A 25,831-nucleotide genomic window follows, 5' to 3' on the forward strand; every position below is an offset into this window, starting at 1 on the left:
TCATCAATGAAATCCTTCTGACACGTGACGATAGGCGTCACTTTTTGTCGTTTTATCTTCATGATCCATGTTACACGTTTCTGCTGCCCACGGAAATAGAAGGAAACTAAAAAGAATCACATTTTTTAAGGCGGTTCACCATCTCGTGCGAACTCTCCATGAAAAGCTCACAAAATAAAAAAGGACTGCCAGCTGTTCATCAGAAAATGACCCTGATCGCAACTGACAATCCTGTCTTATTGGCTTACAACCTGTGCCAGTTTCTGCACGATGCCTGACCAGCCCTGCTCCATTCGCTCACGTACGATAGCATGAGCCTGTCCAAATTCAGTTAGTTTATCGGCATCCCAACCGCTGTGAATCAACGTAAATGCCGTACCTTCCGGCTGTTCATCCAGTTCGAAGGTAAGGGTCCAATCCTTGCCCCATTGAAAGGATAACTTGTGAAGCGGCTGAACCTCCGTTACCCGGCACGGTGATTTGCCAAAAGGCCCAGCCTCCAGCACGAATTCATGTCCTTCCACCGGCTCCAGATTGCTTGGCATAAACCAGGTCTCCATGCCTTCTGCCGTTGAGACAGTCTCCCATACTTTCTCTAGCGCAGCATGAAGTACCAATTGCTGCCGGATATCCGGCAGTGCGCTCGATGATGATGTCATAACCATCGCCTCCTTAAATAGATATTACTCATTGTTCGGGATATGAAGATGGGTGTCAAATGAATTCATTTAACAACCGAATCTAGCATTGGATCTCCTCTTAAACGAACCTCATCTTGAAACTCATATATTAAAGATGTGTAACTCCCGTCTTAGTCTGCTCTGAACGATGGAATCCCAACCGTGACCGCTTGACTATCAAAATGCAAAATCAGGCCGCAGCTAAGGTTCACCCTTGCCGCGGCCTGTCGTACGAGCTGATATATGTTTTAGATAAAATTAATAACCGCGGGAATACTGCTCCGCAATCGCTGCTTTATCCTTGCTGACACCAAGCTCCAGAGCCGCATGGTTAGCCCAGTACGGATCGCGCAGCATGCCTCTGCCCACTGCAACCAGATCGGCATCGCCGTTGCCAATAACGGCTTGAGCGAGAGCTGCATCATCCAGCAGCCCTACTGCAATCACCGGAACGTTCAGTTCTTCGCGGAAACGACGGGCAAATGGAACTTGATAACCTGGGTAGTTACCCGGCTTCCGTTGTCCTGCAGGTCCTTCTCCTCCAGAGCTGATGTGGAATATGTCCACACCTGCTGCCTGATAGGCACGAGCCATTTCCAAGGTGTGCTCGATATCGTAGCCGCCATCAGCGTATTCAATTGCAGATATGCGCATAATGAGCGGCATGTCTTCCGGCATTTCCTTTTTCACAGCATGAATAATCTCAACGCCGAATCGAGCCAAATCCTGTCCATATACATCTTCACGATGATTCATCAGCTTGGAATGGAACTGGTGAATGAGATATCCATGTGCTCCGTGCAGCTCAATGGCATCCACTCCAGCCTGAACTGCGCGGCGAACACCGTCCGCAAATTTCTGCACCATAGCTTCTACTTCTTCGGTAGTCAGTGCACGAGGCTCTCTAAAGTCTTCACCCGGGAAAGTGACCACGGATGGAGCTACCGGCTGTTCTGCATCCTCCGCTTTTCGCCCAGCATGCGCAATTTGAATCGCCACTTTCGAGCCATGGGCATGCATGCCATCCACCAGCTTGGCAAAAGCCGGAATATGCTCGTCCGACCAAATGCCCAGGTCGTTATCAGTAATGCGGCCATCTGGTTCAACATCTGTCATTTCGATGACAATCAGACCTGTACCCCCAACCGCACGACTTACATAGTGAACCTGATGCCAATCATTCGGGATGCCATCCTTGGCTGTTACCGAGTACTGGCACATTGGCGCCATAACTACACGGTTATTCAGTTGAAGCCCCTTGAACTGGTAGGGGGAAAATAATTTCTCTGACATATGGATACATCTCCTATTCAATATATTAGTATATGTTGAGGCAATCGCTTGTTTTTCAACATGAAAAACAGTTACCCAATCTTGTGCAGTCTTTCTCGCCAATCCGTGGACCATTCTTTATTATGAAGCAGCCTCCCCTGAATGCAAGTACGTACATTTTTGTGCCATAGTACCCTTTTTTATACCTAGAGCTACCCCGCCAGCACTTACAGCCCCTACACGAAGTAGCTCCAAAACATGATATGATACCTTCATACACAGGAGATAATATACCCAACCTATAATATAAGTTGTATCTAACCCTTAGACGAAAACGGAGAGGGCAGAAACAACCTGTAGAAGCGAAGCTAAAAGCTTTCTGAAAGAAAGCTGCGTCGGAAGCATACACTTCGCCTTTATAACCGGATTTTCACCTTTATATGTAATCAAAAAATCTGGGGATAACAGCGATCAGAGGGTTGTTCTGACCTCGTAGTGATTCGTTCCAAGAATAGTGATAACTTATATATCAACCCAAACAGAAGGAGCGATGATGGTGAAAGATATTTTAATCGAGCGACTGACAACTTATGCTCAAATGGATACACAATCGGATGAAAACAGTGAAACCTGCCCCTCCACGCCGGGCCAACTCGCGTTGGGCGAATACCTTGTAGGGGAATGCAAAGCCATTGGTTTACAGGACGTAACGATGGACGAGAATGGCTATGTCATGGCTACTCTGCCATCTAACACGGACAAGGAGGTACCCGTAATCGGCTTCCTGGCTCACTTGGATACAGCGACAGACTTCACTGGCAAAAATGTAAAGCCACAGGTCATCGACCAGTATGATGGTCAGGATATCGTATTGAACCAGGAGCTGGATGTGGTACTGTCTACCACTGACTTCCCCGAACTGCGTGAATATAAGGGCCACACCCTCATGACAACAGATGGGACAACCTTGCTTGGTGCGGACAACAAGGCAGGTATTGCCGAAATCATGACGGCAATGGCCTATCTGATCGATCACCCGGAGATAAAACACGGAAAGATCAGGGTTGCCTTCACTCCCGACGAAGAGATTGGACGCGGACCGCATAAGTTCGACGTGCCTGCTTTTGGAGCCAAGTATGCCTACACGGTAGATGGCGGACCACTGGGAGAGCTTGAATACGAGAGCTTCAATGCGGCTGCAGCCAAAATTACAGTCAAAGGTACGAATGTTCACCCTGGAACCGCGAAAAACAAAATGGTCAATTCGGCCAAAATCGCCATGGAGTTCAACCGCCGTCTTCCTGCGGAAGAAGCTCCCGAATTCACGGAGGGGTATGAAGGGTTCTACCATCTTATATCCATTGAAGGCGATGTTGAGCAAACGCAGCTCAGCTATATCATTCGTGATTTTGACCGGGCGAAGTTTGAAGAACGCAAAGCCTATGTATTGAAGGTTACGGAAGAACTCCAAGGCAAGTATGGAGAGAAGAGCATCACCGTTCAGCTGAATGATCAATATTACAATATGCGTGAGAAGATCGAACCTGTGCGCCAAATTGTTGATATTGCGCATGAAGCCATGACTCGTCTGGGCATTGAACCCGTTATTCGCCCCATCCGCGGAGGAACTGACGGTTCCCAGCTCTCGTATATGGGCATGCCTACACCAAACATCTTCACAGGTGGCGAAAACTACCACGGCAAATTCGAATATGTTTCGGTCGATAACATGGTGAAAGCCACTCAGGTTATCGTGGAGATTGCTCAATTATTTGAAGAGCGCGGCGATATTTAATCATTGCCACTGTCCATTGATTACACTGTTTAGATAGCAAAGAGCACCCATTGCTTGAGGCATAGGTGCTCTTTGCGTTACATTTGAGACTTTTACGTCCATGGAGCCGATCTCATTCATACATGTTCCCTCCGGCAATCTCGCGCAATTGCTCCAGATGGCAGATAACAATCTTGCGCTGTTCCTTACGGATAATCTGCCGATCACAGAGGTCATGGATTACCCGGTTCAGATGTCGGTAGCTCGTCCCCAGCATATCCGCCAGCTCTGTCAGCTTGGAAGTTTGGATCTCTTCCGTCACCTGCTCGCCCTGTTCCATCGTTGACAACAGATAGCTGGCAAACCTGCTCTCCACCGGGTACAACAGATTCAGGCTTGATAAATTGGAGAACGTATACAGTTTATGGGTCACATGACTAAGCATGAAATGCAGGAATTTCGGATTATCCGCATACGTGTTTTGAAGGTAACGGTAGCTAACGCCCAGCAGCAGACTTTTGTTGACAGATTCAACCGTATTCTTGGCTTCCTTCCCATTCACCAATTCCAGATCCCCTACAAGCGCTGGCGGCGTGCTAAAACGAAGCAGCAGTGACTTGCCGTTTGGCAGTGTCGTATAAATCTTGAGTTTGCCTTCAACAAGAAAATAAAACCGTTCCGGCCGTTCCCCCTTCGCACATATAATCTCACCCTTGGAAGCTTCCAACAGTCTTAATTCCGCAAGTGCAGGCTTATCCAGCACCTGATCCAGGCCATGTTCACGTGCCAGCTGACGCATTCGACCAAAATCCATGATTTCTCTCATTCCCGGTAACCCCCACCCAAGTATTTAACGTATAGAAATGGACATATGTCCTAATTTCGGACATCAGACAGCTCAATTATTCTGATATAAAAATAGTTACAACTAACACTTATATCCAATAAATCATTTTACATGGGAAAATTCTCAGATTTCGTCCGTAATTCGTCATCATTTTATATAAAAATGGAGTTAATGATAGCGCACTCTTATCCGATGATAATTAAAGCATTATGTACGTTTTTTGAATTCAATCGCAAATTAGGAATAATGAAAGGATGGTTCGACCCATGAATGTTGTAGATGCACTTCTGAAAGTTATGCCTTATATTAGCCTGATCCTTAGAGAACCAGCCGGATTGACTGTGTATGATCATGAGAAAGTATTGTACGCTGTCCCCACTGAGAGATTTAATCTCGGGTTCAAAGAAGGAGAACCACTGTTGGATGATTATAAAAACTTCACGGCTCTAACCAATGGACGTGAAGCTTCACTCACCCACCTGCCTGCGGAAGTCTACGGGATTGAATTAGATATTCTGAATATCCCCATATTTGATGACAATAATGAAGTTGTCGCCATTTTCTGCATATCTTACGATCAATCCAATCAGAATCAGCTAGAAGCCATTATACAAGAAAATCAATCCATTAATAGCAACCTGGTGGAGATGGTTCAGCATGTGGCTGCTCATGCCGAGGAATTGCAGGCTACCAGTGAACAAATTCTGGAGAATACACGCCTTGCAGTGCAAAACTCCTCTCAGATCAATAAGGTTGCCGGATTCATCCGGGAAGTTTCGGAACAAACCAACCTGCTCGGTCTGAATGCCGCTATTGAAGCAGCACGTGTAGGCGAGGTCGGTGCAGGATTTGGCGTTGTTGCTTCCGAAGTACGCAAGCTCTCTGTGGACGCCAAACAGGCCACAACTGATATTGATGCAAGTCTGAAAGACGTTCAACAGGTCATTAAACAAATGGAAGTAGAAGTTTCGCAGATTGCTGCCTCTTCACAGGAACAAGCTACCCTTGTATCGTCCTTCACTGATGTCATTGAGAAACTGAATGAAACGGGCGATCGGATGAAAATGCTGGCAGATCAACTGATCAGTTACTCTGTTCATACAAAGTAAAGTTGTATCCTGAGCGATCAATATGTATCTGAAACTATACCAAATAATGAAACAGGACCCCGCGCGCCCTATTGGCATCGTCGGTGTCCTGTTTTTTGTTTTTTATCCTACCCGGCTCATATCAACCGAGCTTCGCTAATCCTATTTTGCAATCTTCATCTCTTGGGTTCCTGTTACGCCCGCTTCAGACTCCCAGCACTCCACCTCACCCGGAATACGAATAAGGTCACGGGTAAAGACTGGGTCAAGCCCCTCAGCCTTCTGTCTTTTGTAATCCTTCAGCGCTTCAAACGTGACCTTGGACAACATGAGGATCGCAATCAGATTGACGACGACCATCAGCCCCATAAAGAGATCAGCCAGATCCCAGACCAGCTGGACTTTGGCTATTGCACCAAACAGCACCATGGCGATGACGCCAATCCGGTACACCCACAGCCACATTTTATTGGACTTGATAAACTCAATATTGGTCTCCCCATAATAATAATTCCCGATGAGTGTACTGAAGGCAAACAGGAATACCATAACAGCCAAAAAGCCTGATGCCCAAGATCCGATATGCACACTTAATGCCGCCTGGGTCAATTCAATACCCCCCAGATTGGAGCCCTCGTAGACTCCGGACAGCAATATAATCATGGCCGTACTTGTACAAATGACAAGTGTATCGGTCAGGACGCCAAAAGCCTGAATAAGTCCCTGCTTGACCGGATGTGTCGTATCCGCCGTAGCTGCAGCATTAGGTGCACTACCCATCCCAGCCTCATTGGAGAACAATCCACGCTTGACGCCATTCATCAGCGCAGCACCCAATGTACCGCCAGCAACCTGTTCAATGCCGAAGGCATTTTTTACGATTAGCACGATCATGGCTGGAAGCTGGGTGATATTCGCCAGCACAACAAATGCAGCAACCCCGATATACAGCACTGCAAGGACCACCACAATGTATTCGGAAGCCTTGGCGATCCGTTTCACGCCGCCCATAATGATTCCGGCAAAGATCACCGCCATTACAATACCTACCGTCAGCCGATCGAGGCCAAACGAATTCTGGAATGCCACAGTGATCGTGTTGGACTGCACAGCGTTAAAGACAAGGCCGAACGAGAGTGTGATGAGAATGGCAAACAATACCCCCATCCACCGTTTGCCCAGCCCACGTTCCATATAATAAGCCGGTCCTCCGCGGAATCCTCCATTATCCTTCACTTTATAGATCTGTGCGAGTGTACTCTCTACGAAACTGGAGGCTGAGCCGATAATTGCAATGATCCACATCCAGAACACAGCACCCGGTCCCCCAAGGGCAATAGCCAGCGCAATTCCTGTAATATTACCGGTACCTACACGGGCAGCCATGCTAATACAGAACGCCTGAAAAGGCGAGATTTTATCCACTTCCTTGCTCTTGGGCTCAACCAGCACCTTGACCATGTCTCCGATCATGCGGAACTGCATGAAACGGGTCTTGGTCGTGAAGTAAATCCCGCATACTACCAGCAATAGGATCAACAGCTTGGACCATAAAAAATCGTTGAAAACAACGACAATATCTTGTATCGTTTGCTCCATTAGCAATACTCCTTTTATTCAACTATTGTTAAACAGCATTCCATTTGCATGTCTGAGCGTAAAATTCCCATACTATTGCATATAGAATCTCATGGCATACTTCTGAATGATGATCTTTCGTTCCGTTTGGCATTTGTACCATTCCACACAATTCATAGCCAGCTCATTCAGATGTTACTTATACTACAGTCCTATCTACGAAAAACGACACTTTCCTACAACAAACATTGGATTTTTTTTATAAAAAGGACGTTTATAGCGAAACTCTGTTACGTTATCTGACATATTGGTTTATTACTGCATGGCTGGTTCTATGCAGAAAGGAAACGACGAAGTATGATAGGAATTAAATTGAACCACGACTCAGAACAGTTCATCTGTCTGCAACATACATTGGCCCAATTACATCCGCTGAGGAGAGGAGGATACCGAAAATATGCGTTATTTTATCGTGGATGATGATCCTGGCGTTCGTTCCATGCTGATGGATATTATTGAAGATGAAGGATTGGGCGAGATTGCCGGAGAAGCAGAGGACGGAGCTCACATCCATGCCGAGCTGCTGGAATTACAGAAGGTAGACGTGCTGCTGATTGATCTGCTCATGCCCCATCGGGACGGAATCCAAACCGTACGCGCACTGGAAGGAAGATTCGAGGGTAAGATCGTGATGATCTCCCAGATTGAATCCAAAAACATGATCGGTGAAGCCTACTCGCTAGGCATCGAATACTACATTACGAAGCCGATCAATCGGCTGGAGATTCTATCCGTTCTCCGTCTGGTCGAGGAACGCCTGCGGATGCAGCAGTCCATTCAAGATATTCAGCGGACATTGCAGGGATTGACCGGCATTCAATCTGCCGGACGCCATACCGCACCTGTCCCTAATAAAACCATTTCCACAGCAGGACATTTCCTTCTCTCGGAAATGGGCATGATTGGTGAAGCAGGCAGCAAGGATCTGCTGGACATGCTCGAATATCTGGAACAGATTGAAGCTGAAGATCATACCATCTCGCCTTATACATTCCCGTCACTCAAGGATATTTTCCAGAATATCGCGATACGCAAACTGGGAACGCATGCCTCGGCCACCGAGATAACCAAAGAGGTGAAGGCCTCAGAGCAGCGTGTTCGCCGGGCGATATTTCAGACGTTAAGTCATGTGGTATCCCTGGGATTAACGGATTATACACATCCCAAATTCGAGAACTATGCATCTAAATTCTTCGATTTCACGGAAATCCGCAAGAAAATGCTGGAGCTGCAGAACAATGTGGAGCCATCCTTGTCCCAGACGCGAATTAACACCAAAAAATTCGTTCAGGTACTGTATATGGAAGCCAAACGACTTTTACATTGAAACGCTTCCAAAACACATGCGGGCATGAATTAACAGGAATCATGCAGCTTCGAGAAGAAAGCTGTCCTTCCGGTTATGTTCATGCCCGCATTGTCATATGTACTCATCTATGGTTGTCCTACTATTATATGAATCCCTCAAGCTCTTGTCTGGCTTCGATTCATTCGATTGTATTCATTAATCAATTCATCCAATGCCATGGACTGCCTGATGACATCCGGATGCCCAAGCCCACCCTCGTGATGCTCTACCAACATATGAAGGTTATGTCTGGCTTTTTCGATTTGATTTTTTAAATCCAAACTCATAACCATGCCTTTGACCTCCTTATTTCTGTGTTATATTTTAGTTTTTACTGTCAATCTATAGTTGGATTAACATATGGCATAGTCGGCATGGATGTTTTGTATCCTTCCCCAGTTTTTGAAAGTCATGAATGACTATGTTTGCCCGGATGTTGTAAAAGTGGCTCTGCCAAGCCATTTCTGCAGTGAAATGAATGTTTTTGCATCCATATTTTCTTCCTCTATCCTACTTCTTGTATGAATGTGTCTTTATTGTGTATTTTGGAAAATGAACAACAAAAACACCCCTTTGGCAGGCAAACTGACCAAAAGAGGCCAACCTGCATGCTATAGAGGGGTGTTTGAACGTTCAGGATACCGGAATCGTGCGGTGAACAAATTCCTTTTCATAACCGGGCCATTCAGGTACAATAGGGCGATGTGTGTGTCCGGACCCGGCGGATACGAAAGTTACTAGAGGATTGTATTCTTGTTTACATCCTGATTTGATATCATTGGAGGCTCATCAACACCATGCAAACCGATTCACGGACTCAAGTTAAAATCATAAACGCCGATCCCAGCGCAATGGGATTATTTGGGCTGGCTATTGTGACCCTGGTCGCTTCCTCCCAGAAACTCGGCATTACTGACGGACTCAGCTATGCTATCCCATGGGCGATCTTCCTAGGGGCATTTGCCCAGTTGTTCGCCTGTATCCAAGATTCCAAACGCAATAACACATTTGGCACGACTGCTTTTGGCGCATACGCATTTTTCTGGTTTGCGATGGGTGCCAACTGGCTGATCAAAATGGGCGTGTTTGGCTCCACCCTGGCAGAACAGGCTGACGGTAAGCAGCTCGGATTTGCTTTTGCCGGATACCTCGTATTCACCCTGTTCATGACGCTGGGCGCTGTGGAAGCCAATAAAGTACTGCTCATCATTTTCATTCTGATTGACTTCCTGTTCCTTGGCCTGACGTTTGATGCTTTCGGCGTAGCTCCTCACGTGTTCCATACCATCGCAGCATATGCTGAAATGGGTATCGGTATCGTGTCGCTCTACGGCACAGGAGCTTCTGTACTGAACGCTCATTTCGGATACACTTTCCTGCCCGTAGGCAGACCGTCCGGCATCTTCAAAGCCAAGGTTTAATATACAGCAGCACCAAACCGCTCGCGCGCCGGTCCGCGCCTGGCGGTTTTTTTGGCAATCATGACATCATTGGAATATGAACTTGGTGGGCACCTATACTAGGAATAACATGAATAGACGATAGACCTGGCACATGCTTCAGAGACGCAGCAGCCAGAGGGTCAGGAGGAAGAAACATGAGAGAGATACCTAAAGCTACGGAGTCCGAACAAGCGGAGAAAAAATATGTGCGTGAGACGCGCTGCTTCAAGACGGCACGAGTATTCCCGACCGATGTGAACAACCATAACACTTTATTCGGCGGCAAGTTGATGTCCTACATTGATGATATTGCATCCATTGCCGCTTCCAAACTATGCCGGGTCAATACAGTAACCGCTTCAACCGACTCAGTCGACTTTCTGTACCCCATTAACCCAACCGATTCAGTTACCCTGGAATCCTTTGCCACCTGGACGGGACGCAGCTCCATGGAGATATTTGTGAAGGTAATCCGTGAGGACTTGAAGACAGGGGAGAAAAAGATTGCGGCAACGGCATTTCTGACCTTTGTGGCATTGGATGAAAATAATCGAAAACTTATTGTCCCCCGCCTCATTCCGGAAACGGAAGAAGAGAAGAAACTATATGAGACCGCTCCGGATCGGGCGGCCATGCGGAAGCAGCGGCGGGAAGAGAGCAAGAAATTTGCTGACTTCCTTACCGTCACTTATCCTTGGGAATAGTTACAACATCATCTGGAGGTAGCCGGATACGTGGACACCGTTCTGCTATCCGGTAGTTCCCCGCCCATGGAGACCGTCCATTGCTGATACTTCCGATACGCTGCACCGCTATCCAGTAAACCTTGGCAGGTATAGATGCCCTCTTCAATCGAATTGACGCGGCCTGTTACATACAGACGGAAGCCACCATTCAACAATACCTGATTCACAAAAGCAATATGCCCCTCTCCGCTGAGCACCGATTGTGCCACTTCAAGCTGTTTCGCGGCCGTCCATGCCATCTCGGGTACAGGAATATCCAGCTCATAAGCGGCAGGGTCCACCAGTTCCAGTCTTGTATCTCCGTTTTCCACAGCATACACACGTGTAGGCCGATCAATATAGAGGTCTTCCGAACCTTCCATTCCCTGCACCACGTAAGCACGGCGGTATCCAAAGCGAGTAAGCAGCTTCGCGATCCGATCCAGAAATGTATTATGAAATACGCCAAAAACAAGATACGGCGAATGGTTAAAATCAATCAGCTTCTCCGCTGTGTTAAACACGGTACGAAAGCCAAGTTCTTCTCGAAGCGGTCTTAGCTGTCGAAGCGGAGCGCACCAGTCTTCGGAAGATACGTACATGACATCCGTTCTCTGCGCCGCCACCCTGGCTTCTTCCCGATCCATTTTCCTTGTATCAATACCCGCTTCCCTGAGCAGCATGGACAGGGTTACCCCCCACTTGGGCGGCAGAGGTTCGCTTCCGTGCAATGTCACCGGAAGCCCGGCTGCTGCCAGTACAAAAGCAACCGGAAAGGTAGCCATGAACGATTTGGTCCGTCCATCATATGGACCTGCACAGTCAAGTCCATCCTGGAATACGGACAGGCGATCTGCACTGTTCCGGCATGCGTGGACAAAGGCCTCCAGTTCCTCGACATTCTCCATCTTCATCCGCTCCGCCATTAGAAAAGCGGCTGTCTGAGCAGGTGATACCTCCTGTCTCAGAATGTGCTCGGCAACAGCCAGTGCTTCGGCATAATTCAGATCACGTGAGCCACGTTTCCCACGTCCAACCTCCCTGAGAATCTCAGACATATCCATGATGCATCCTCCTTTCAATTACGACTGGAGCAGTTGATGCGCCTTAACGATTGCCGTAGCAACATCCACCATCCGTTTACGTTCATCCATGGCTCTCTTGCGTAACAGGTCATAAGCTTCCGACTCGGAGATCTGCTTCAGATCACATAAGATAGCCTTCGCCATATCAATCCACTTTCGATCCTCCAGCCGGGATTGCAGCTGTTTCCGTTCCTGCTCCCACTGCTTGCGTTCCATATAACGCTTGGCTGCAAAGTGCAGCGTCCAGTGAATTTCAGGCCCAATCATGGATGGGGTCAGTATTCCATCCAATGACGTTTCTACCTCGCAGGATTCTACTGAGGAAGAGGCTGTATCCGGTGCACACCACCATATCAATGGGGTGTTCGCCTTCCCCTTTCCCAGGCAGCGTACCCAATATTCCACATCGGCCAGCGACAGATGCAGGATGGATGCCTCTGCTTCAGCTGCCAGCTTCAGGGCCTCCGTCTCACTGTCTGTCACCTGCACATGGTACCCGTTTGCCCCCAGCAATCTCTCAGGAGTTAGAGGGATTGCATCGGATGAGGCCGCTATCGTTGGTTCTACACGGATGACCAATAATGATCGCATGATGGATCAATCCCTCCCTAATGCATAGGCAGAATGGTTAGCTTAAACACCTAAAATGGTTCATCAAGATAATATGTTATATAACCTAACAATATCTTAAGTTGAAAATATACATGTTTGAAACTGATTAGGCATGTCGGTAACCTATTGGGCTAATTTCAATAATTATAAAAAGGGTTCTTTTCTAACTCCGTCTCTTGTTATTGCCGAGGGTTGTATGCCTCTTCTTCCCTGTAACCGCTGCGGCTGTTAGCTTGCACGTTGCGATACACGCTGTTCGTTCCTCGTTCAGATCTTGTTTCCATTACACACATGTAAACATAATTAACTTCAAATTTCAAATACTTTTTTGTGTTAACTATATTGACATGGAAGGAAGGATCTTTTATAGTTAGGCCATAACAACTCCATATTTAAACGATCACAGTTACAACGGCGTAGCTGGTTGAAACGGCAATGAAGCCTGTTTTGCAATCTCGGATCCATGGCATGCGTATGCATATGCGCAGTCCTCCGAGGCATGACAGGCTTTTTCTATTTTTCCTGAACGAAAAGCGAGGCAGTTCGCAGAATGGAACCAAGGGGGCTAATCACAATGAGTACAACGAAAAAACTGGTGCTGGTCGGCAATGGTATGGCAGGTATTCGTACAATTGAACATATTCTTAAACTCGCTCCGCATGCTTATGAAATTACGGTTTTTGGTGCTGAGCCGCACCCCAACTACAATCGCATCATGCTCTCCTCTGTACTTGCAGGCGGCACGAGCATTGAAGATATCGTAATCAACGAATGGAGCTGGTACGAGGATAACGGCATTCGGGTGTACCCAGGAGATCCCGTGATTCGCATCGATGCCGAGCGCAAGGAAGTGGTGTCCCAGGCTGGTGTCCGCGCTTCATATGACGAGCTGATTCTGGCAACCGGATCGCAGGCATTCATTCTGCCGTTACCTGGAGCAGACAAGGAAGGTGTCATCGGTTTCCGTGATATCAAGGACTGTGAGACGATGATGGCAGCATCGCAAAAGTATCGCAAAGCGGCTGTAATCGGTGGTGGACTGCTTGGGCTGGAGGCCGCACGCGGGCTGCTTAATCTGGGAATGGATGTCACCGTTATTCATATTAACGGACATCTGATGGACCGGAATCTGGATCTGCCTGCAGGGCTGATGCTTCAACGGGAGCTTGAGGAACAGGGCATGAAGTTTCTTCTTAACAAACATACAGAAGAAATCACGGGCAAACATCGGGTAAAATCACTGCGCTTCACGGATCAGACGGTGCTCGAGACCGATCTGGTTGTTATGGCTGTCGGCATTCGCCCTCAGGTTGAACTGGCCCGTCAGGCAGGCCTGAACGTGAACCGCGGCGTCATCGTGGATGATTACATGAACACCAGTATTCCTGGCATTTCGGCAGTCGGTGAATGTGCAGAGCACCGCGGCATCGCATATGGATTGGTAGCCCCGCTGTATGAACAGGGCATGGTTCTGGCCAAACGCCTGGCAGGTGCAGCAACCGAAGGATATGAAGGGTCTGTGACGTCCACCAAGCTGAAGGTATCCGGCGTGGATGTATTCTCTGCAGGCCAATTCAAGGATGCGGCTGATACCCGCAGCATTCGTATACAGGATGACGTAGACGGGGTTTACAAAAAGATGGTTATGAAGGACGGACAGCTTATCGGAGCTGTACTGTTCGGAGATACCTCAGACGGTGCCTCCCTCTTTTCCCTCATTAAAAGCGGAGAGAATATCAGTGGACGTGAAAAGGAAATTTTGCTCGGGGTATCCGCCAGCGGTTCAGGGTCCGGCCCATCGGTAGCCGAGCGGATGGCTGCTATGCCAGACGATGAAATTGTCTGCGGTTGTAACGGTGTCACCAAAGCTGCCATTGGAGATGCAGTTCTGAACAAAGGATGTAACACACTTGGTGCCATCAAGTCCTGTACCAAAGCTTCTGCTTCCTGCGGGGGATGCAAGCCCATTGTTGAATCGCTGCTCGTCCATTATGCAGGGGATGCTGCCTTGGAACAGGTCAAGGAAGGCATCTGCGGCTGTACCTCCTACGACCGCGATGAGATCGTTGCCCAGGTCAAAGAGATGGGGCTGAAAACCGTCAAGGAAGTCATGAATGTGCTTGGATGGAACGAACCGGAAGGCTGCTCCAAATGTCGTCCGTCCCTTAACTACTACCTTGGCATGATCTGGCCAGCTGAGTACGAAGATGAGCGGGTATCCAAGTTCACGAACGAACGCTACCACGCCAATATTCAAAAAGACGGAACCTATTCGGTCATTCCCCGAATTTACGGAGGTGTCACTTCCCCGGCAGAACTGATCAAGATCGCAACCGTTGCCGAGAAATATGATGTACCGATGGTGAAATTTACAGGCGGACAGCGACTTGACCTGCTCGGTGTACAAAAGGAAAACTTGCCGAAGATCTGGGAAGAACTCGATATGCCTTCCGGATTTGGCTACGGGAAGGCGCTTCGCACGGTGAAAACATGTGTCGGCAACACCTTCTGTCGCTTCGGAACTCAGGATTCCATTGAGATGGGCATTCGTCTGGAGAAGAAACTCGACAAAATGGTTGCTCCAGCCAAAGTAAAGCTTGCAGTCTCTGGATGCCCGCGGAACTGTGCGGAAGCCACCATTAAGGATCTGGGGGTTGTCGCGATTGACGGTGCATGGGAACTGCACGTTGGCGGTAACGGCGGGGTCAAGGTGCGCGCAGCAGAATTACTATGCACCGTGAAAACCGATGCCGAAGTCGAAGAGTGGACTTATGCTTATCTTCAATATTATAGAGAAAACGCACGCTGGAATGAGAGAACGGCAGCCTGGATTGAACGTGTAGGTCTGGACCATGTGAAGAAGGCACTCGAGGACCGTGAAGAGCGTCTGGCTCTGGTCGAACGGCTTGAACTGACACTGGGCCGTACGGTTGATCCATGGAAGGAAATTATTGAAGACGAAAAATTGCGTAAAAACTTCACCCCACTCGCTGGCACCCAGCCGGCAGCCCACTAGAAGAGGAGGATCAGCGATGAATCGATTGCGAATTGGACATCTGGCAGATATTGATGAAAAGGGAGCTCGGACGTTTACGGTCTTGGATACCGAGATTGCCGTCTTCAAATTGAGTGATGGAACGCTGCATGCCGTAGAGAATCGCTGCCCTCACAAGGGCGGCAGACTGTCAGAAGGCATGGTGTGCGGAACGGCTGTCCACTGCCCGCTGCATGACTGGAAAATCGACCTTCGCAGTGGCAAGGTACATGAGCCGGACGATGGATGTCTGAACACATATAAAACCGAGGTCGATGATCACAGCGGTGAGATCTACATTACCATTGCAGGTTAGTCTTTAACCAGAAGATATGCCTGACATCATGAATCAGGGAGGCGTGCACGATGGATTTTGTTAAACCGGCAGAAGTCCTGCAATCGATGGTGGACGCAGGCGAGAATAAAGCCAGAATGAACCGGGTGCAGATGGTAATCCGTGGCTTTCTGGCCGGTGCAATTCTCGCTTTTGCAACAACGCTGGCATATACCGCTGTATCTCAAACTTCCGTTGGTTTGGCAGGTGCACTGATCTTCCCTGCAGGGTTCGTGATCATTATTCTGCTCGGACTTGAGCTGGTGACAGGCAGCTTCGCCATGATTCCCCTCGCGGTTATGAAACGCAGAGTCACACTGATGGATATGCTGCGTAATTACTTCTGGGTAATTGCAGGCCATATACTGGGATGCCTGTTCTACGCTCTGTTATATGAACTCACGCTAACGAAGATGGGAACCGATATGAGCAGTCCCCTCATTCAAACGCTGATTCAGACCAGCGAAGCCAAGACGCTCGGATATCAGCATCTGGGCGGCGCAGGTATTGTTTTGGTCATCATTAAGGCTATTTTATGTAACTGGATGGTGACACTAGGTGCGGTCATGGCGATGACGTCCACCTCCACACTCGGTAAAATCGTGGCCATGTGGCTGCCGATTACGATATTTTTTGCTCAAGGATTCGAACACGCTGTTGTAAATATGTTTGTCATCCCCGCGGGCATAATGCTGGGTGCTGATGTCAGTATTGCCGACTGGTGGCTGTGGAATCAAATTCCGGTGCTGCTTGGTAATTTCATTGGTGGTGCCATATTTACCGGGTTAGGGCTGTACGCTGCACATCGCTGGGGAAACCCCATCCCGATGGCATCCAAACTTGCAACCATCCATGGCGGTCGTTCAGGATTGGCAAATGCAGAGTCTGCGTCCAAACTGGGGACACGATCATGAGCCGGGGCCTGGTAAGTATCGTTGGCGCTGGACCTGGAGATCCGGAACTCATTACGGTGAAAGCTCTGAGACGCATTCAAGCGGCAGATGTACTGCTGTATGACCGACTGGTGAATGATGACTTGCTTGCCGAAGCTCCTGAAGCAGCTCTCCGAATCTATTGTGGGAAGGCCCCTGGGCTGCATTCCATGAGTCAGGAGATGATTGGTCGGTTACTGGTTGCTCACGCTGCAGAAGGCAAACAGGTGGTTCGGCTCAAAGGCGGTGACCCATTCATCTTCGGTCGCGGCGGTGAAGAAGCACTCGTGCTGGCTGAAGCCGGAATTCCTTTTGAGATCATTCCTGGCATCACTTCTGCTGTGGGTACGTCCGCTTCATCCCTGATTCCGCTAACCCATCGGGGAGTGGCTTCGACCTTCGCATGTGTCACAGGAACAGGGAGTGATGGCCGTGTATCTTCCGTTCGCTGGGATCTGCTCGCCCATAGTGTTGACACGCTGATAATCTACATGGGTATTAGCCAATTGCCACTCATTCAACGTGAATTGCTGCAATCCGGCAAAAGCAGTAGTACACCAGCAGCCTTGATTGAACGCGGAACCACCGCGAACGAACGAATCATTACTGGCACACTGGGCCAGCTTCACGCTCTTTCCCTTTCGGAAAAGGTGACCAATCCCGCGCTAATCATTATTGGCGAAGCCGTTCTCGTACGCGAACAATTGATTCAGCTCCAGCAAGCAGCGGACACCTCTATGACGGGATAGCTGCCCGCTTTCATTTTCTTAATCCAACAGCATACGTTCGTGAATGGTCCGACCCTTCTGTCCTGGTTCTATCAGCAGACGGGTCGGTTTGATGTTTATTAATGCCGTCAGCTGCTCCCCCATATAATGCGCAGAATATTTGAATCCAATCTCTGCCCAGTGCATGATGACACCCACCGTCGCAGAGATCAGGTAGCTCAGCATAATATCGTAATTGATTGTGTACTCACTATCTTCAGTTACCAGCACGAAATCCTCGGTCAAGTAAGTCCGGAACATATTGCACAGTCTTAAGGCCATATCGCCATGCATGGTGATCAAGGCACGGAAGACATCCTGATGAGCTTCGATATATTCAAATACCGGCATCGTCGAAGGAAGTAATCCGGTCATATCCACTTCCTTTAATTCAGCATACGGTTTGGCATAGGCTTGGCCCACTCCCTGCATGAAATCCTCCAGAATGAAATCAAGCAGTTCCGGCTTGCCAGGAAAATGCAAATAAAAAGTGCCCCGATTGTAATCTGCACGCTCTGTAATGTCACGAATGGTGACGGCGTCGACTCCCTTTTCCAATATTAATGAAACCGTCGCAGCGATAATGGCATCCTGCGTTCTTCGTGCTCTCCGGTCCTGGGGATGTTCGATAATCAACATTTTCGCCTCCTCTGTCCATTATTGTAACCTAAATGAACACCGCTTACATCTGTGTCCGATACCAGACATATACGCTGTCAATGATTATTGTCACACCGTTATGTATATCTTAACATTGAGACAGGAAAGATAGACGACAGGTTGAAACTTTTTTTAAAGAAAAACCTGCCAATAATAAATAAGGAGCGAATATATCATGAGTACTTATACACATACAGCAGTAATTACAGGAGCTGCCGGAGGCATTGGTAAAGAATTGGCACGCAGACTGGCTGAACGTAAAATCAATCTGGTTCTGGTGGATCTCAACGAAGAAGCCATTCAAAAAACAATCACTGAACTGAACCTCGACAAAGAGCATGTGATTGCGGTTAAAGCAAACGTATCCCAAGAAGCAGACGTGAAAAATTATGTTCAAAAAGCACTCGATGCTTTTGGCAGAATCGACTACTTCGCCAATAACGCAGGTATCGAAGGTCCTACTGGCCTGATCGAAGATCTCAGCGTGGAAGCACTGGATACAGTATATAACGTTAACGTTCGTGGCGTATTCCTTGGTCTGCAAAATGTCATTCCAGTAATGAAAAAACAAAAATCCGGTGCGATCCTGAATACATCTTCCCTTGCAGGTCTGATGGGTGCTCCAGCCGTATCTCCATATATTATGTCCAAACATGCCGTAGTTGGTCTCACTCGTACCGCAGCAAATGAACTTGCTCCTTACAATATCCGGGTAAACGCGGTATTACCAGGAACGATTAACACTCGCATGATGCGTCAAATCGAAGCAAACTCCGGTGACGTGGAAAACTATCAAGATGCTACTGTAGCCAGCATTCCAATGGGACGTTATGGCGAACCGGAAGAAGTTGCAGCCGTAATGAACTTCCTCTTGTCTGAAGAAGCTTCTTATGTAACAGCATCCCTCTACACTGTTGATGGCGGCATGATGGGTCAATAATAAGCTGTACCAATGTTTTACCAAAACGATCGGGTTATCCATTAAGACCCCTTCACAGGAAATAAAAGAAGACCTCAACATCCACCGTTACGTGGAGGTTGGGGTCTTTTTTGGTTACATTGTTTACGATGTGGATAGCACCTAAAATAATTCAATGATCTTAGTCCACGTATCCCGCGTGGCCTTTTTCCATGAGATAGTCCATTTCGGCATCCAGAATGCCTTCTACTGTCAATTCATCGAGCTTCACATCTTTGCGGCTCAGGATATAGTCAGCCAGATCATCGCCGTCAATGTCCACTTCGCCCTTGGCATTTTCATGCGCTTTGTTGATGTAGGCTTGCTCATGCTTCAGCACAAGCAAAATATTCGCCTGGCTCGCTTTGGTTTTGTCCGCAATATATTGCATCATTTCCTGCTCGTTAATCGAATTCGCTTCCGTCACGTTCAGTTCAGCTCCTTGGTTCATTCATACTGTTGCCATTGTAGCATAGGTTAACCCATAACAGACATGCCTTATTCAGAACTAAGTTAGACGAACGTAGAACGTTGCTCCCTCTCCTACTACACTACGAGCATAGATCTGACCTTTGTGCTGGTCCACGATGGATTTGGCAATCGCCAGACCGAGACCATGTCCACCATGCTTACGTGCTCTGGATGCATCCGTACGATAGAACCGATCGAAGATACGTTCCAAATGCTCCGGTGCAATACCTTCCCCTGTATTGGAGACGGCTAGTACCACCTCATGATTATGTTTCTTCAGTGAAACATTGACCGCGCCTTTGGCTTTGGAATACTTCACGGCGTTATCCAGCAGAATCAGAATGACCTGCTTGATCTGTTCACTATTGCCATGGACCATGAGCTCCGGCTCAATGCTGTAGTCGAGAGATACATTTTTCTCAAAAATAACAGCTTCCATCGTCAAAATAATGGTCTCTACCGCATCGCTCATATCAAACTTGGAGTGGATCATCGTGGAACGTGAATCGTCGATCTCGGTCAGATATAACAGATCACTCGTTAACCTGGACATGCGCTCTGTCTCCGACTTGATATAATGCAGCCATTTGGACTGATTATCAATGGTATCCTCCCGGTTGGCAAGCAGCACGTCGGTGTTGGTATTAATGATGGCCAGAGGTGTCTTCAGCTCATGGGAGGCATCCGCGATGAACTGTTTCTGTTTATCGAACGCTTCCTTGACCGGAGCAATGGAACGATTGGCAAAGTAACGGCTCAGGAAGTAAATGACTATCAACATGAACAGGCCTACGATGGTGAAGGTATAGATCAGATTCGTAAGAATGCCCTGCTGGGCAGTTACATCAATGAATACAACCATATGCCCATCGCTGCTCGGATCAATGACGTACGCCCAGTTCGTTCCATTTAGCGCAAATTGTCCGGTCTTACGCTCTGCATAATCAGCCTTGTCCACCTTCTCCAGTGCCTCTGCATAAAATGGTTCCTCCATGCTGAATCTGGATTGCGAATCCGTAATGTTCCATTCATTATCCGTCTTCACCATGAACGAGACGGAACGCCCTGGTGGAGAATTGGGATCTCCGCCGGGGCCGTTCTGCTGCACGTCCGTTGGCAGATTACCTGTGATAGCATCGTCCCCACGCGGCATCTTGGACGAATTATATGGGCTGTGATAGAAATCCGATACCTTGAATAACTCCATATTGGTTTCCCGCTGCACATTCTGGTAAGTAATGATATAGATCGTCGCAAAAGCAACCAGCATCATGATGGAGATCGATACCAGATTGACGACCAAAAACCGGTTTCGAAGTCTTTTAAACATTAGGCCGTCACCTCAAGTACATAACCTACACCCCGGATAGTATTGATGCGGACCTTGGAGTTCAGGAAGGTCAACTTCTTGCGCAAAAACGAGATGTACACCTCCACATTGTTATACTCCACTTCAGAATCGAACCCCCACAGCTTCTCGATAATCTGCTCCTTGGATGTGATGGCCTGTTTGCGTGTGATCAGCAGCTCCAGCAGCTCGTTCTCTTTCAGATTAAGCTTAATCTCCTTGCCCTGCACAGCCAGCTTCAACTGCGTTGTATTCAATTCAATATCGCCAAACTTCAACCCATCCTCGGGTACAACTTCGCCCTTCCTTCTAAGGGCTGCCCGAATCCGGGCCAGCAGTTCTTCTGTCGCAAACGGCTTCGCAATATAGTCGTCCGCCCCATAATCGAGTCCGGTTACTTTGTCCGATAGCTCACCCTTGGCAGTCAACAGGATGACAGGCGTGTGGTTTCCCTCACTGCGCAGCTTCCTCAGCACGCTGATTCCATCCATCTCCGGCATCATGATGTCGAGCAGAAGCAGATCGTATATACCGCTTAACGCATAATCGAGTCCTGATCTGCCGTCGTGGACCATGTCCACCGAGTAATTGTTTTTCTTCAATATCTGGGATACGGCCTCTGCCAAATGAACCTCATCTTCCGCAATTAAAATTCTCATGATCTATTCATTCCTCTGCCTTGAATTGTTCGTCGCCACTTTCTTTTATTATATCAATCATTCTACCTGCGGAACCTTGAATCAATCTTAATTCATTTATTTTACGAGAACTATTATAGGAAGGTAAAAAAAGATCAACGGAATGTAAAATCATTTAAGATTCATTCAAGGTTGGCGCTCTAAGATACAGACATGGAAGTGATACACGATGAAACAAAACATACAACCCATGGATGAAAGGAATGAATCTTAAATGGCGATTGAAGTATTCAACCGATATGAGAGCAAGTATCTTCTGACCGATGAGCAATATGAACGTTTCTACCGTGATCTGCTGAAGTACATGGAGCTGGACGCATACAACAAGAAACACGAGTTCTACTCCATCAGCAACCTGTACTTCGATACTCCGCAGGATTCCCTTATCCGCGCAAGCCTCTCCAAGCCCAAATACAAAGAGAAGCTGAGATTGCGGGCTTACGGGGTACCTGAAGAAAATGCCAAGGTGTATCTGGAGATCAAAAAGAAAGTGTTTGGCCTGGTGAACAAAAGAAGAACGGCCTTGATGCTGGATGAGGCTTACGAATTCGTTCGTACGGGACAGACGCCTGAGCTGGCAGACTACATGAACAAGCAGGTTGTTGATGAGATCGAATACTTCCTTCGCTTATACAACCTGGAACCGAAAGTGTATCTGGCCTATGAACGCAAAGCATTGTTCGATAAGAACAGCCGCGATCTCCGCATCACCTTTGACACCAATATCCGCAGCCGCAGATACGATCTGAAGCTGGAACAGGGCGACTACGGCGAACCACTGGTGGAGGACGGTCGCTGGCTGATGGAGGTCAAGGCGGAAAAAACCGTTCCGTTCTGGCTATCCCAGCTATTGTCTGAACACGGCTTGTACCGTGTAGGCTTTTCCAAATACGGCAACGAATTCAAACGCCTCGTCAGAACGACGAACCTGAACTACCAGGGCGAACGAATCCTCGTTCCGGGTACCGACTTCGATCCTGCCATGAAACCAAATCAAACGATCATAGAAAGAGAGAGTGTAGTATATGCTTGATTCCATTTTCAGTTCTGCTCTAACCGACACAACGCTGACATTCAGCAGCGCCGTGATCACGATTGGCCTAGCCATCCTTATGGGTGCAATTATCAGTCTCACATACATGAAAACCAATGCAAACACATATTCACAGAGCTTCACATTAACCATGGTTGTCCTGCCCGTCATTGTTGCGATCATCATCCTGCTGATCGGCAGCAACGTGGCCCGCGCCTTCAGCTTGGCCGGCGCCTTCTCGATCATCCGTTTCCGAAGTGCTCCTGGTGATCCCAAGGATATTTCGTACGTCTTGTTCACCATGGCTTCCGGTCTTGCCTGCGGCGTCGGCGCATTTGGATACGCGGTAATGTTCACCATCATCTTGTGCGTACTGATGTTTGTTCTGAGCCATTTCAAATTCGGAGCCAAAAAGAGCCAACAAAAATTGCTCAAGGTCACCATTCCTGAAAACCTGAGCTATGAAGAAGCCTTTGATGAAGTATTCAAAAAATTCAATGTCGAGTATCAGTTGAACAAAGTGAGAACAACCGAACTTGGCAGCTTGTACGAACTGGTCTATCTGGTTCACCTTGGCCAACACGTCAATCAGAAGGAATTCCTTGATGCCGTTCGCACACGTAACGGGAACCTGGATATCTCCCTCAACATGGCACCTACGCCAGAATATTAATTCGAGACATTTTATAATCGAAAGGAACGATACATGATGAATAAAAAATGGATTACAGGCAGCAAGTTATGGTCCGTAGCGATGATTACCGCAATGCTTGCAGCATGCAGTGCTCCGGCAGCAACCAACTCAACCGCCAACGCCGCAACGTCAACAACAGGCACAACCAAAACGGTCTCCGTTAGTGAGCAGACCTCCGTCAAATATGCGGATCTGGTCTCCCTTGATGCAGACGATACCAATGTAAGCTGGAGTGAAACCGACTCTACAACCATTAAACTGAGCGGCAAGACAGCAACCGTTACCGGCTCCGGAGCCAAAGCGGCGAACGGCTCGGTAACCATCTCCGAGGCAGGTACGTATGTGCTTAGCGGGGAACTGACAGACGGGCAGATTGTAGTTAATGTAACCGATAAAGGAACCGTTCACCTCGTGCTGAATGGGGCAACCATTCACGATAACGACAGTGCGGCCATCTATATTAAGGAAGCTGGCAAAGCTGTGATTACCCTGCAAGAAGGAACGGAAAATGCCGTTTCGGATGGTACAACCTACGTATACGCTGATGATGCAACGGATGAGCCTGATGCAGCCATCTTCAGTAAAGCAGATCTGACGTTTAACGGCACAGGTAAACTCAACGTAACAGGTAACTACAACGAAGGGATCACAAGTAAAGATGATCTCATCATTGTAAGTGGTACTATTAACGTCAAAGCAGCAGATGACGGCATCAAAGGTAAGGATATGCTTGCTGTCCAAGAAGGTACCATTACAGTTGATGCTGAAGGCGACGGTATGAAATCGACCAACGATACTGATGCCGAAAAAGGTTTTGTAGCCATTGCCGGTGGTACATTCGATATCCAAAGTGGTAACGATGGTATTCAGGCTGAGACTGCGCTCGTTGCTGATGGCGGAACCTTTAACATCGTAACTGGCGGCGGCAGCGCCAATGCACCAGCCAAAGCAGAAGAGGGACCATTCGGCGGCGGTGGCGGTGGCTGGGGTGGTGGAACACCTCCAACAGACATGGGTACTCCACCAGATGGTGAACCGCCTGCTGATATGCCAGCTGCGGATGGAACTAATGCAGCAGGTACAGCACCGGCAAGTTCTGCTGATAAGGCATCGACTACTGCTTCAGATGCAGATGCTGCGACGACAACTACAACAGAAACAGAATCAACAAGTGCCAAAGCACTTAAAGCAGGGACAGATCTTACCGTTAACGGCGGTACGTACACCATTGATTCCATGGATGATTCCCTGCACAGCAACAGCAATGTAACGATTAATGACGGCAAGATCTCACTAGAATCCGGCGATGACGGCATTCATGCCGATCTGGCGCTGACCATTAACGGTGGAACAATTGTCATTGCGAAGAGCTATGAAGGGCTTGAAGGAGCATCCATTACACTGAATGATGGTGATGTGGACGTAACTTCTTCAGATGATGGCGTCAATGCTTCGGGTGACATCACTGCAACAACTGCGGATGCTGAGGCAACGACAGGAGAAGACAGCACTCAAGCAGCAGACACAACTGCCGCTTCCAATATCTCTGTAACCGAGACGACGGGAACAACATCAACAACTACAGATACGGATCAAGCAGATCAAAGCACAGACGCTAGTGGCAATACTCGCCCACAAGGTGGCGCTCCAGGCGGTATGCCGGGTGAATCCGCTGGAAACAGTGAGCTTCACATTAACGGTGGATCCCTTACCGTCAATGCAGGTGGCGATGGACTTGACTCCAATGGTTCCATCTACATGACCGGCGGAACCGTGATTGTGAACGGACCAACCGATAATGGCAACGGACCACTGGATTATGACGGTACATTCGAGATGAGCGGTGGCTATCTGGTCGCAGCCGGCAGTTCCGGCATGGCACAAGGTACATCGGATTCCTCCACTCAAAACACCATTGTGATGACATTCCCTGAAACGCAAAAAGCAGGAACCCTGGTTCACGTACAAGATAGCGATGGCAACAACATCCTGACCTTTGCTCCGGCAAAAGATTATCAATCCGTTGTCATCAGCTCTCCAGACCTGAAAGAAGACGGCTCTTATGAGATCTACTCCGGCGGAACATCGTCTGGTACAGCCACAGATGGCCTATACACAGACGGTACGTACAGTGGCGGCACCAAAGTGGTTGCATTTCAATCCACTAGCAACGTTACCTGGGTGAATGAATCTGGTGTAACTACTGCAAATACCGGCATGGGTGGTCCTGGTGGAGGCCGTGGCCAAGGTGGTTTCGGAGGCGGACGAAACAGAACAGAGTCCGGTACAACGACAGACAGCACAAGTACCAACGCGACAGACTCCGAAAACTCCGCAAAATAAGTAATGATGCACGGAACGGAGCGGTATAAAACAAATCGCCTGTTCAGA

24 protein-coding genes are annotated in these 25,831 nt (G+C 48.2%); 13 read left to right on the forward strand and 11 right to left on the reverse strand.

The annotated features are described in order from the left end of the window. Positions 1-236: 236 nt before the first annotated feature. Both CHH60_RS16770 and CHH60_RS16775 read right to left on the reverse strand, forming a co-directional pair. A complete protein-coding gene (locus tag CHH60_RS16770) occupies positions 237-659 on the reverse strand; it encodes an SRPBCC family protein (RefSeq protein ID WP_441339397.1) in 423 nt (140 codons plus the stop codon). Between the two features lie 279 nt (positions 660-938). After that, the gene (locus tag CHH60_RS16775; protein WP_095360190.1) at positions 939-1,973 is read right to left on the reverse strand and encodes an NADH:flavin oxidoreductase/NADH oxidase; all 1,035 of its coding nucleotides are present in this window, start codon (positions 1,971-1,973) and stop codon (positions 939-941) included. A gap of 535 nt (positions 1,974-2,508) precedes the next feature. Between CHH60_RS16775 and pepT the strand changes: the two genes are divergently transcribed. Then, positions 2,509-3,747 (forward strand): peptidase T, encoded by a 1,239-nt coding sequence (gene pepT / locus CHH60_RS16780; protein WP_095360347.1) that lies wholly within the window; start codon positions 2,509-2,511, stop codon positions 3,745-3,747. A 112-nt stretch (positions 3,748-3,859) separates the two neighbouring features. On the opposite strand, the gene CHH60_RS16785 is transcribed toward pepT, so the two are convergent. Next, on the reverse strand, positions 3,860-4,552 hold the full coding sequence (locus CHH60_RS16785; RefSeq protein WP_095360191.1) for a Crp/Fnr family transcriptional regulator: 693 nt from the start codon (positions 4,550-4,552) through the stop codon (positions 3,860-3,862). Positions 4,553-4,839: 287 nt separating this feature from the next. Here CHH60_RS16785 and CHH60_RS16790 point away from each other — a divergent pair, with 287 nt between their 5' ends. Next, positions 4,840-5,682: a methyl-accepting chemotaxis protein gene (locus CHH60_RS16790; protein ID WP_095360192.1), complete on the forward strand. Its 843-nt coding sequence runs from the start codon at positions 4,840-4,842 to the stop codon at positions 5,680-5,682. 141 nt (positions 5,683-5,823) lie between these two features. On the opposite strand, the gene CHH60_RS16795 is transcribed toward CHH60_RS16790, so the two are convergent. Beyond that, entirely contained in the window at positions 5,824-7,260 is a 1,437-nt protein-coding gene (locus CHH60_RS16795) for an alanine/glycine:cation symporter family protein (protein ID WP_095360193.1), read from the reverse strand. 436 nt (positions 7,261-7,696) lie between these two features. On the opposite strand from CHH60_RS16795, the gene CHH60_RS16800 reads away from it, so the two are divergent. Continuing rightward, complete coding sequence (locus CHH60_RS16800; RefSeq protein WP_095360194.1) at positions 7,697-8,626, forward strand: response regulator; 930 nt, start codon at positions 7,697-7,699, stop codon at positions 8,624-8,626. A 137-nt stretch (positions 8,627-8,763) separates the two neighbouring features. On the opposite strand, the gene CHH60_RS16805 is transcribed toward CHH60_RS16800, so the two are convergent. Further along, complete coding sequence (locus tag CHH60_RS16805; protein WP_095290779.1) at positions 8,764-8,940, reverse strand: aspartyl-phosphate phosphatase Spo0E family protein; 177 nt, start codon at positions 8,938-8,940, stop codon at positions 8,764-8,766. 504 nt (positions 8,941-9,444) lie between these two features. Between CHH60_RS16805 and CHH60_RS16810 the strand changes: the two genes are divergently transcribed. Both CHH60_RS16810 and CHH60_RS16815 read left to right on the forward strand, forming a co-directional pair. Then, positions 9,445-10,068, forward strand: a complete 624-nt coding sequence (locus CHH60_RS16810) for an acetate uptake transporter (protein ID WP_095360195.1) — start codon at positions 9,445-9,447, stop codon at positions 10,066-10,068. 176 nt (positions 10,069-10,244) lie between these two features. Then, positions 10,245-10,793 (forward strand): acyl-CoA thioesterase, encoded by a 549-nt coding sequence (locus tag CHH60_RS16815; RefSeq protein ID WP_095360196.1) that lies wholly within the window; start codon positions 10,245-10,247, stop codon positions 10,791-10,793. A gap of 8 nt (positions 10,794-10,801) precedes the next feature. Here CHH60_RS16815 and CHH60_RS16820 read toward each other — a convergent pair whose 3' ends face one another. Further along, positions 10,802-11,878 (reverse strand): anthranilate phosphoribosyltransferase, encoded by a 1,077-nt coding sequence (locus CHH60_RS16820; protein WP_095360197.1) that lies wholly within the window; start codon positions 11,876-11,878, stop codon positions 10,802-10,804. A gap of 18 nt (positions 11,879-11,896) precedes the next feature. Continuing rightward, positions 11,897-12,490 carry an ANTAR domain-containing response regulator gene (locus CHH60_RS16825; RefSeq protein ID WP_095360198.1) on the reverse strand — a complete coding sequence of 198 codons (594 nt, stop codon included), beginning with the start codon at positions 12,488-12,490 and terminating at the stop codon, positions 11,897-11,899. Between the two features lie 595 nt (positions 12,491-13,085). Here CHH60_RS16825 and nirB point away from each other — a divergent pair. The 4 genes from nirB to cobA are packed head-to-tail and all read left to right on the forward strand — an operon-like array spanning position 13,086 to position 17,560. After that, positions 13,086-15,527: a nitrite reductase large subunit NirB gene (gene nirB / locus CHH60_RS16830; protein ID WP_095360199.1), complete on the forward strand. Its 2,442-nt coding sequence runs from the start codon at positions 13,086-13,088 to the stop codon at positions 15,525-15,527. Between the two features lie 16 nt (positions 15,528-15,543). Then, complete coding sequence (nirD, locus tag CHH60_RS16835) at positions 15,544-15,861, forward strand: nitrite reductase small subunit NirD (RefSeq protein WP_095360200.1); 318 nt, start codon at positions 15,544-15,546, stop codon at positions 15,859-15,861. Positions 15,862-15,911: 50 nt separating this feature from the next. Next, complete coding sequence (locus CHH60_RS16840; protein ID WP_095360201.1) at positions 15,912-16,793, forward strand: formate/nitrite transporter family protein; 882 nt, start codon at positions 15,912-15,914, stop codon at positions 16,791-16,793. Beyond that, positions 16,790-17,560, forward strand: a complete 771-nt coding sequence (gene cobA / locus CHH60_RS16845; protein ID WP_095360202.1) for a uroporphyrinogen-III C-methyltransferase — start codon at positions 16,790-16,792, stop codon at positions 17,558-17,560. The genes CHH60_RS16840 and cobA overlap by 4 nt, the downstream gene beginning before the upstream one ends. An 18-nt stretch (positions 17,561-17,578) precedes the next feature. Here the strand turns inward: cobA and CHH60_RS16850 are convergent, their stop codons facing one another. Next, on the reverse strand, positions 17,579-18,214 hold the full coding sequence (locus CHH60_RS16850; protein WP_176476094.1) for a TetR/AcrR family transcriptional regulator: 636 nt from the start codon (positions 18,212-18,214) through the stop codon (positions 17,579-17,581). 199 nt (positions 18,215-18,413) lie between these two features. On the opposite strand from CHH60_RS16850, the gene CHH60_RS16855 reads away from it, so the two are divergent. Continuing rightward, positions 18,414-19,178 (forward strand): SDR family NAD(P)-dependent oxidoreductase, encoded by a 765-nt coding sequence (locus CHH60_RS16855; protein WP_095360204.1) that lies wholly within the window; start codon positions 18,414-18,416, stop codon positions 19,176-19,178. 160 nt (positions 19,179-19,338) lie between these two features. Here CHH60_RS16855 and CHH60_RS16860 read toward each other — a convergent pair whose 3' ends face one another. The 3 genes from CHH60_RS16860 to CHH60_RS16870 all read right to left on the reverse strand — a co-directional run bounded on the left by CHH60_RS16860 (position 19,339) and on the right by CHH60_RS16870 (position 21,674). Next, entirely contained in the window at positions 19,339-19,623 is a 285-nt protein-coding gene (locus CHH60_RS16860) for a hypothetical protein (RefSeq protein WP_426642959.1), read from the reverse strand. An 81-nt stretch (positions 19,624-19,704) separates the two neighbouring features. Next, entirely contained in the window at positions 19,705-20,997 is a 1,293-nt protein-coding gene (locus CHH60_RS16865; protein ID WP_095360206.1) for a sensor histidine kinase, read from the reverse strand. Continuing rightward, positions 20,997-21,674 (reverse strand): response regulator transcription factor, encoded by a 678-nt coding sequence (locus CHH60_RS16870; protein WP_095360207.1) that lies wholly within the window; start codon positions 21,672-21,674, stop codon positions 20,997-20,999. Before CHH60_RS16870 ends, CHH60_RS16865 begins: the two co-directional genes overlap by 1 nt. A gap of 253 nt (positions 21,675-21,927) precedes the next feature. Here CHH60_RS16870 and CHH60_RS16875 point away from each other — a divergent pair, with 253 nt between their 5' ends. The 3 genes from CHH60_RS16875 to CHH60_RS16885 are packed head-to-tail and all read left to right on the forward strand — an operon-like array spanning position 21,928 to position 25,783. Continuing rightward, entirely contained in the window at positions 21,928-22,746 is an 819-nt protein-coding gene (locus CHH60_RS16875) for a polyphosphate polymerase domain-containing protein (protein ID WP_095360208.1), read from the forward strand. Beyond that, positions 22,739-23,419: a DUF4956 domain-containing protein gene (locus CHH60_RS16880; protein WP_095360209.1), complete on the forward strand. Its 681-nt coding sequence runs from the start codon at positions 22,739-22,741 to the stop codon at positions 23,417-23,419. The genes CHH60_RS16875 and CHH60_RS16880 overlap by 8 nt, the downstream gene beginning before the upstream one ends. Positions 23,420-23,455: 36 nt before the next feature. Next, positions 23,456-25,783: a carbohydrate-binding domain-containing protein gene (locus tag CHH60_RS16885; protein WP_095360210.1), complete on the forward strand. Its 2,328-nt coding sequence runs from the start codon at positions 23,456-23,458 to the stop codon at positions 25,781-25,783. The last annotated feature ends 48 nt before the right edge of the window (positions 25,784-25,831 follow it).

The sequence above is a fragment of the Paenibacillus sp. 7523-1 genome (genome assembly GCF_002276415.1).
GTDB lineage: Bacteria > Bacillota > Bacilli > Paenibacillales > Paenibacillaceae > Paenibacillus > Paenibacillus illinoisensis_A.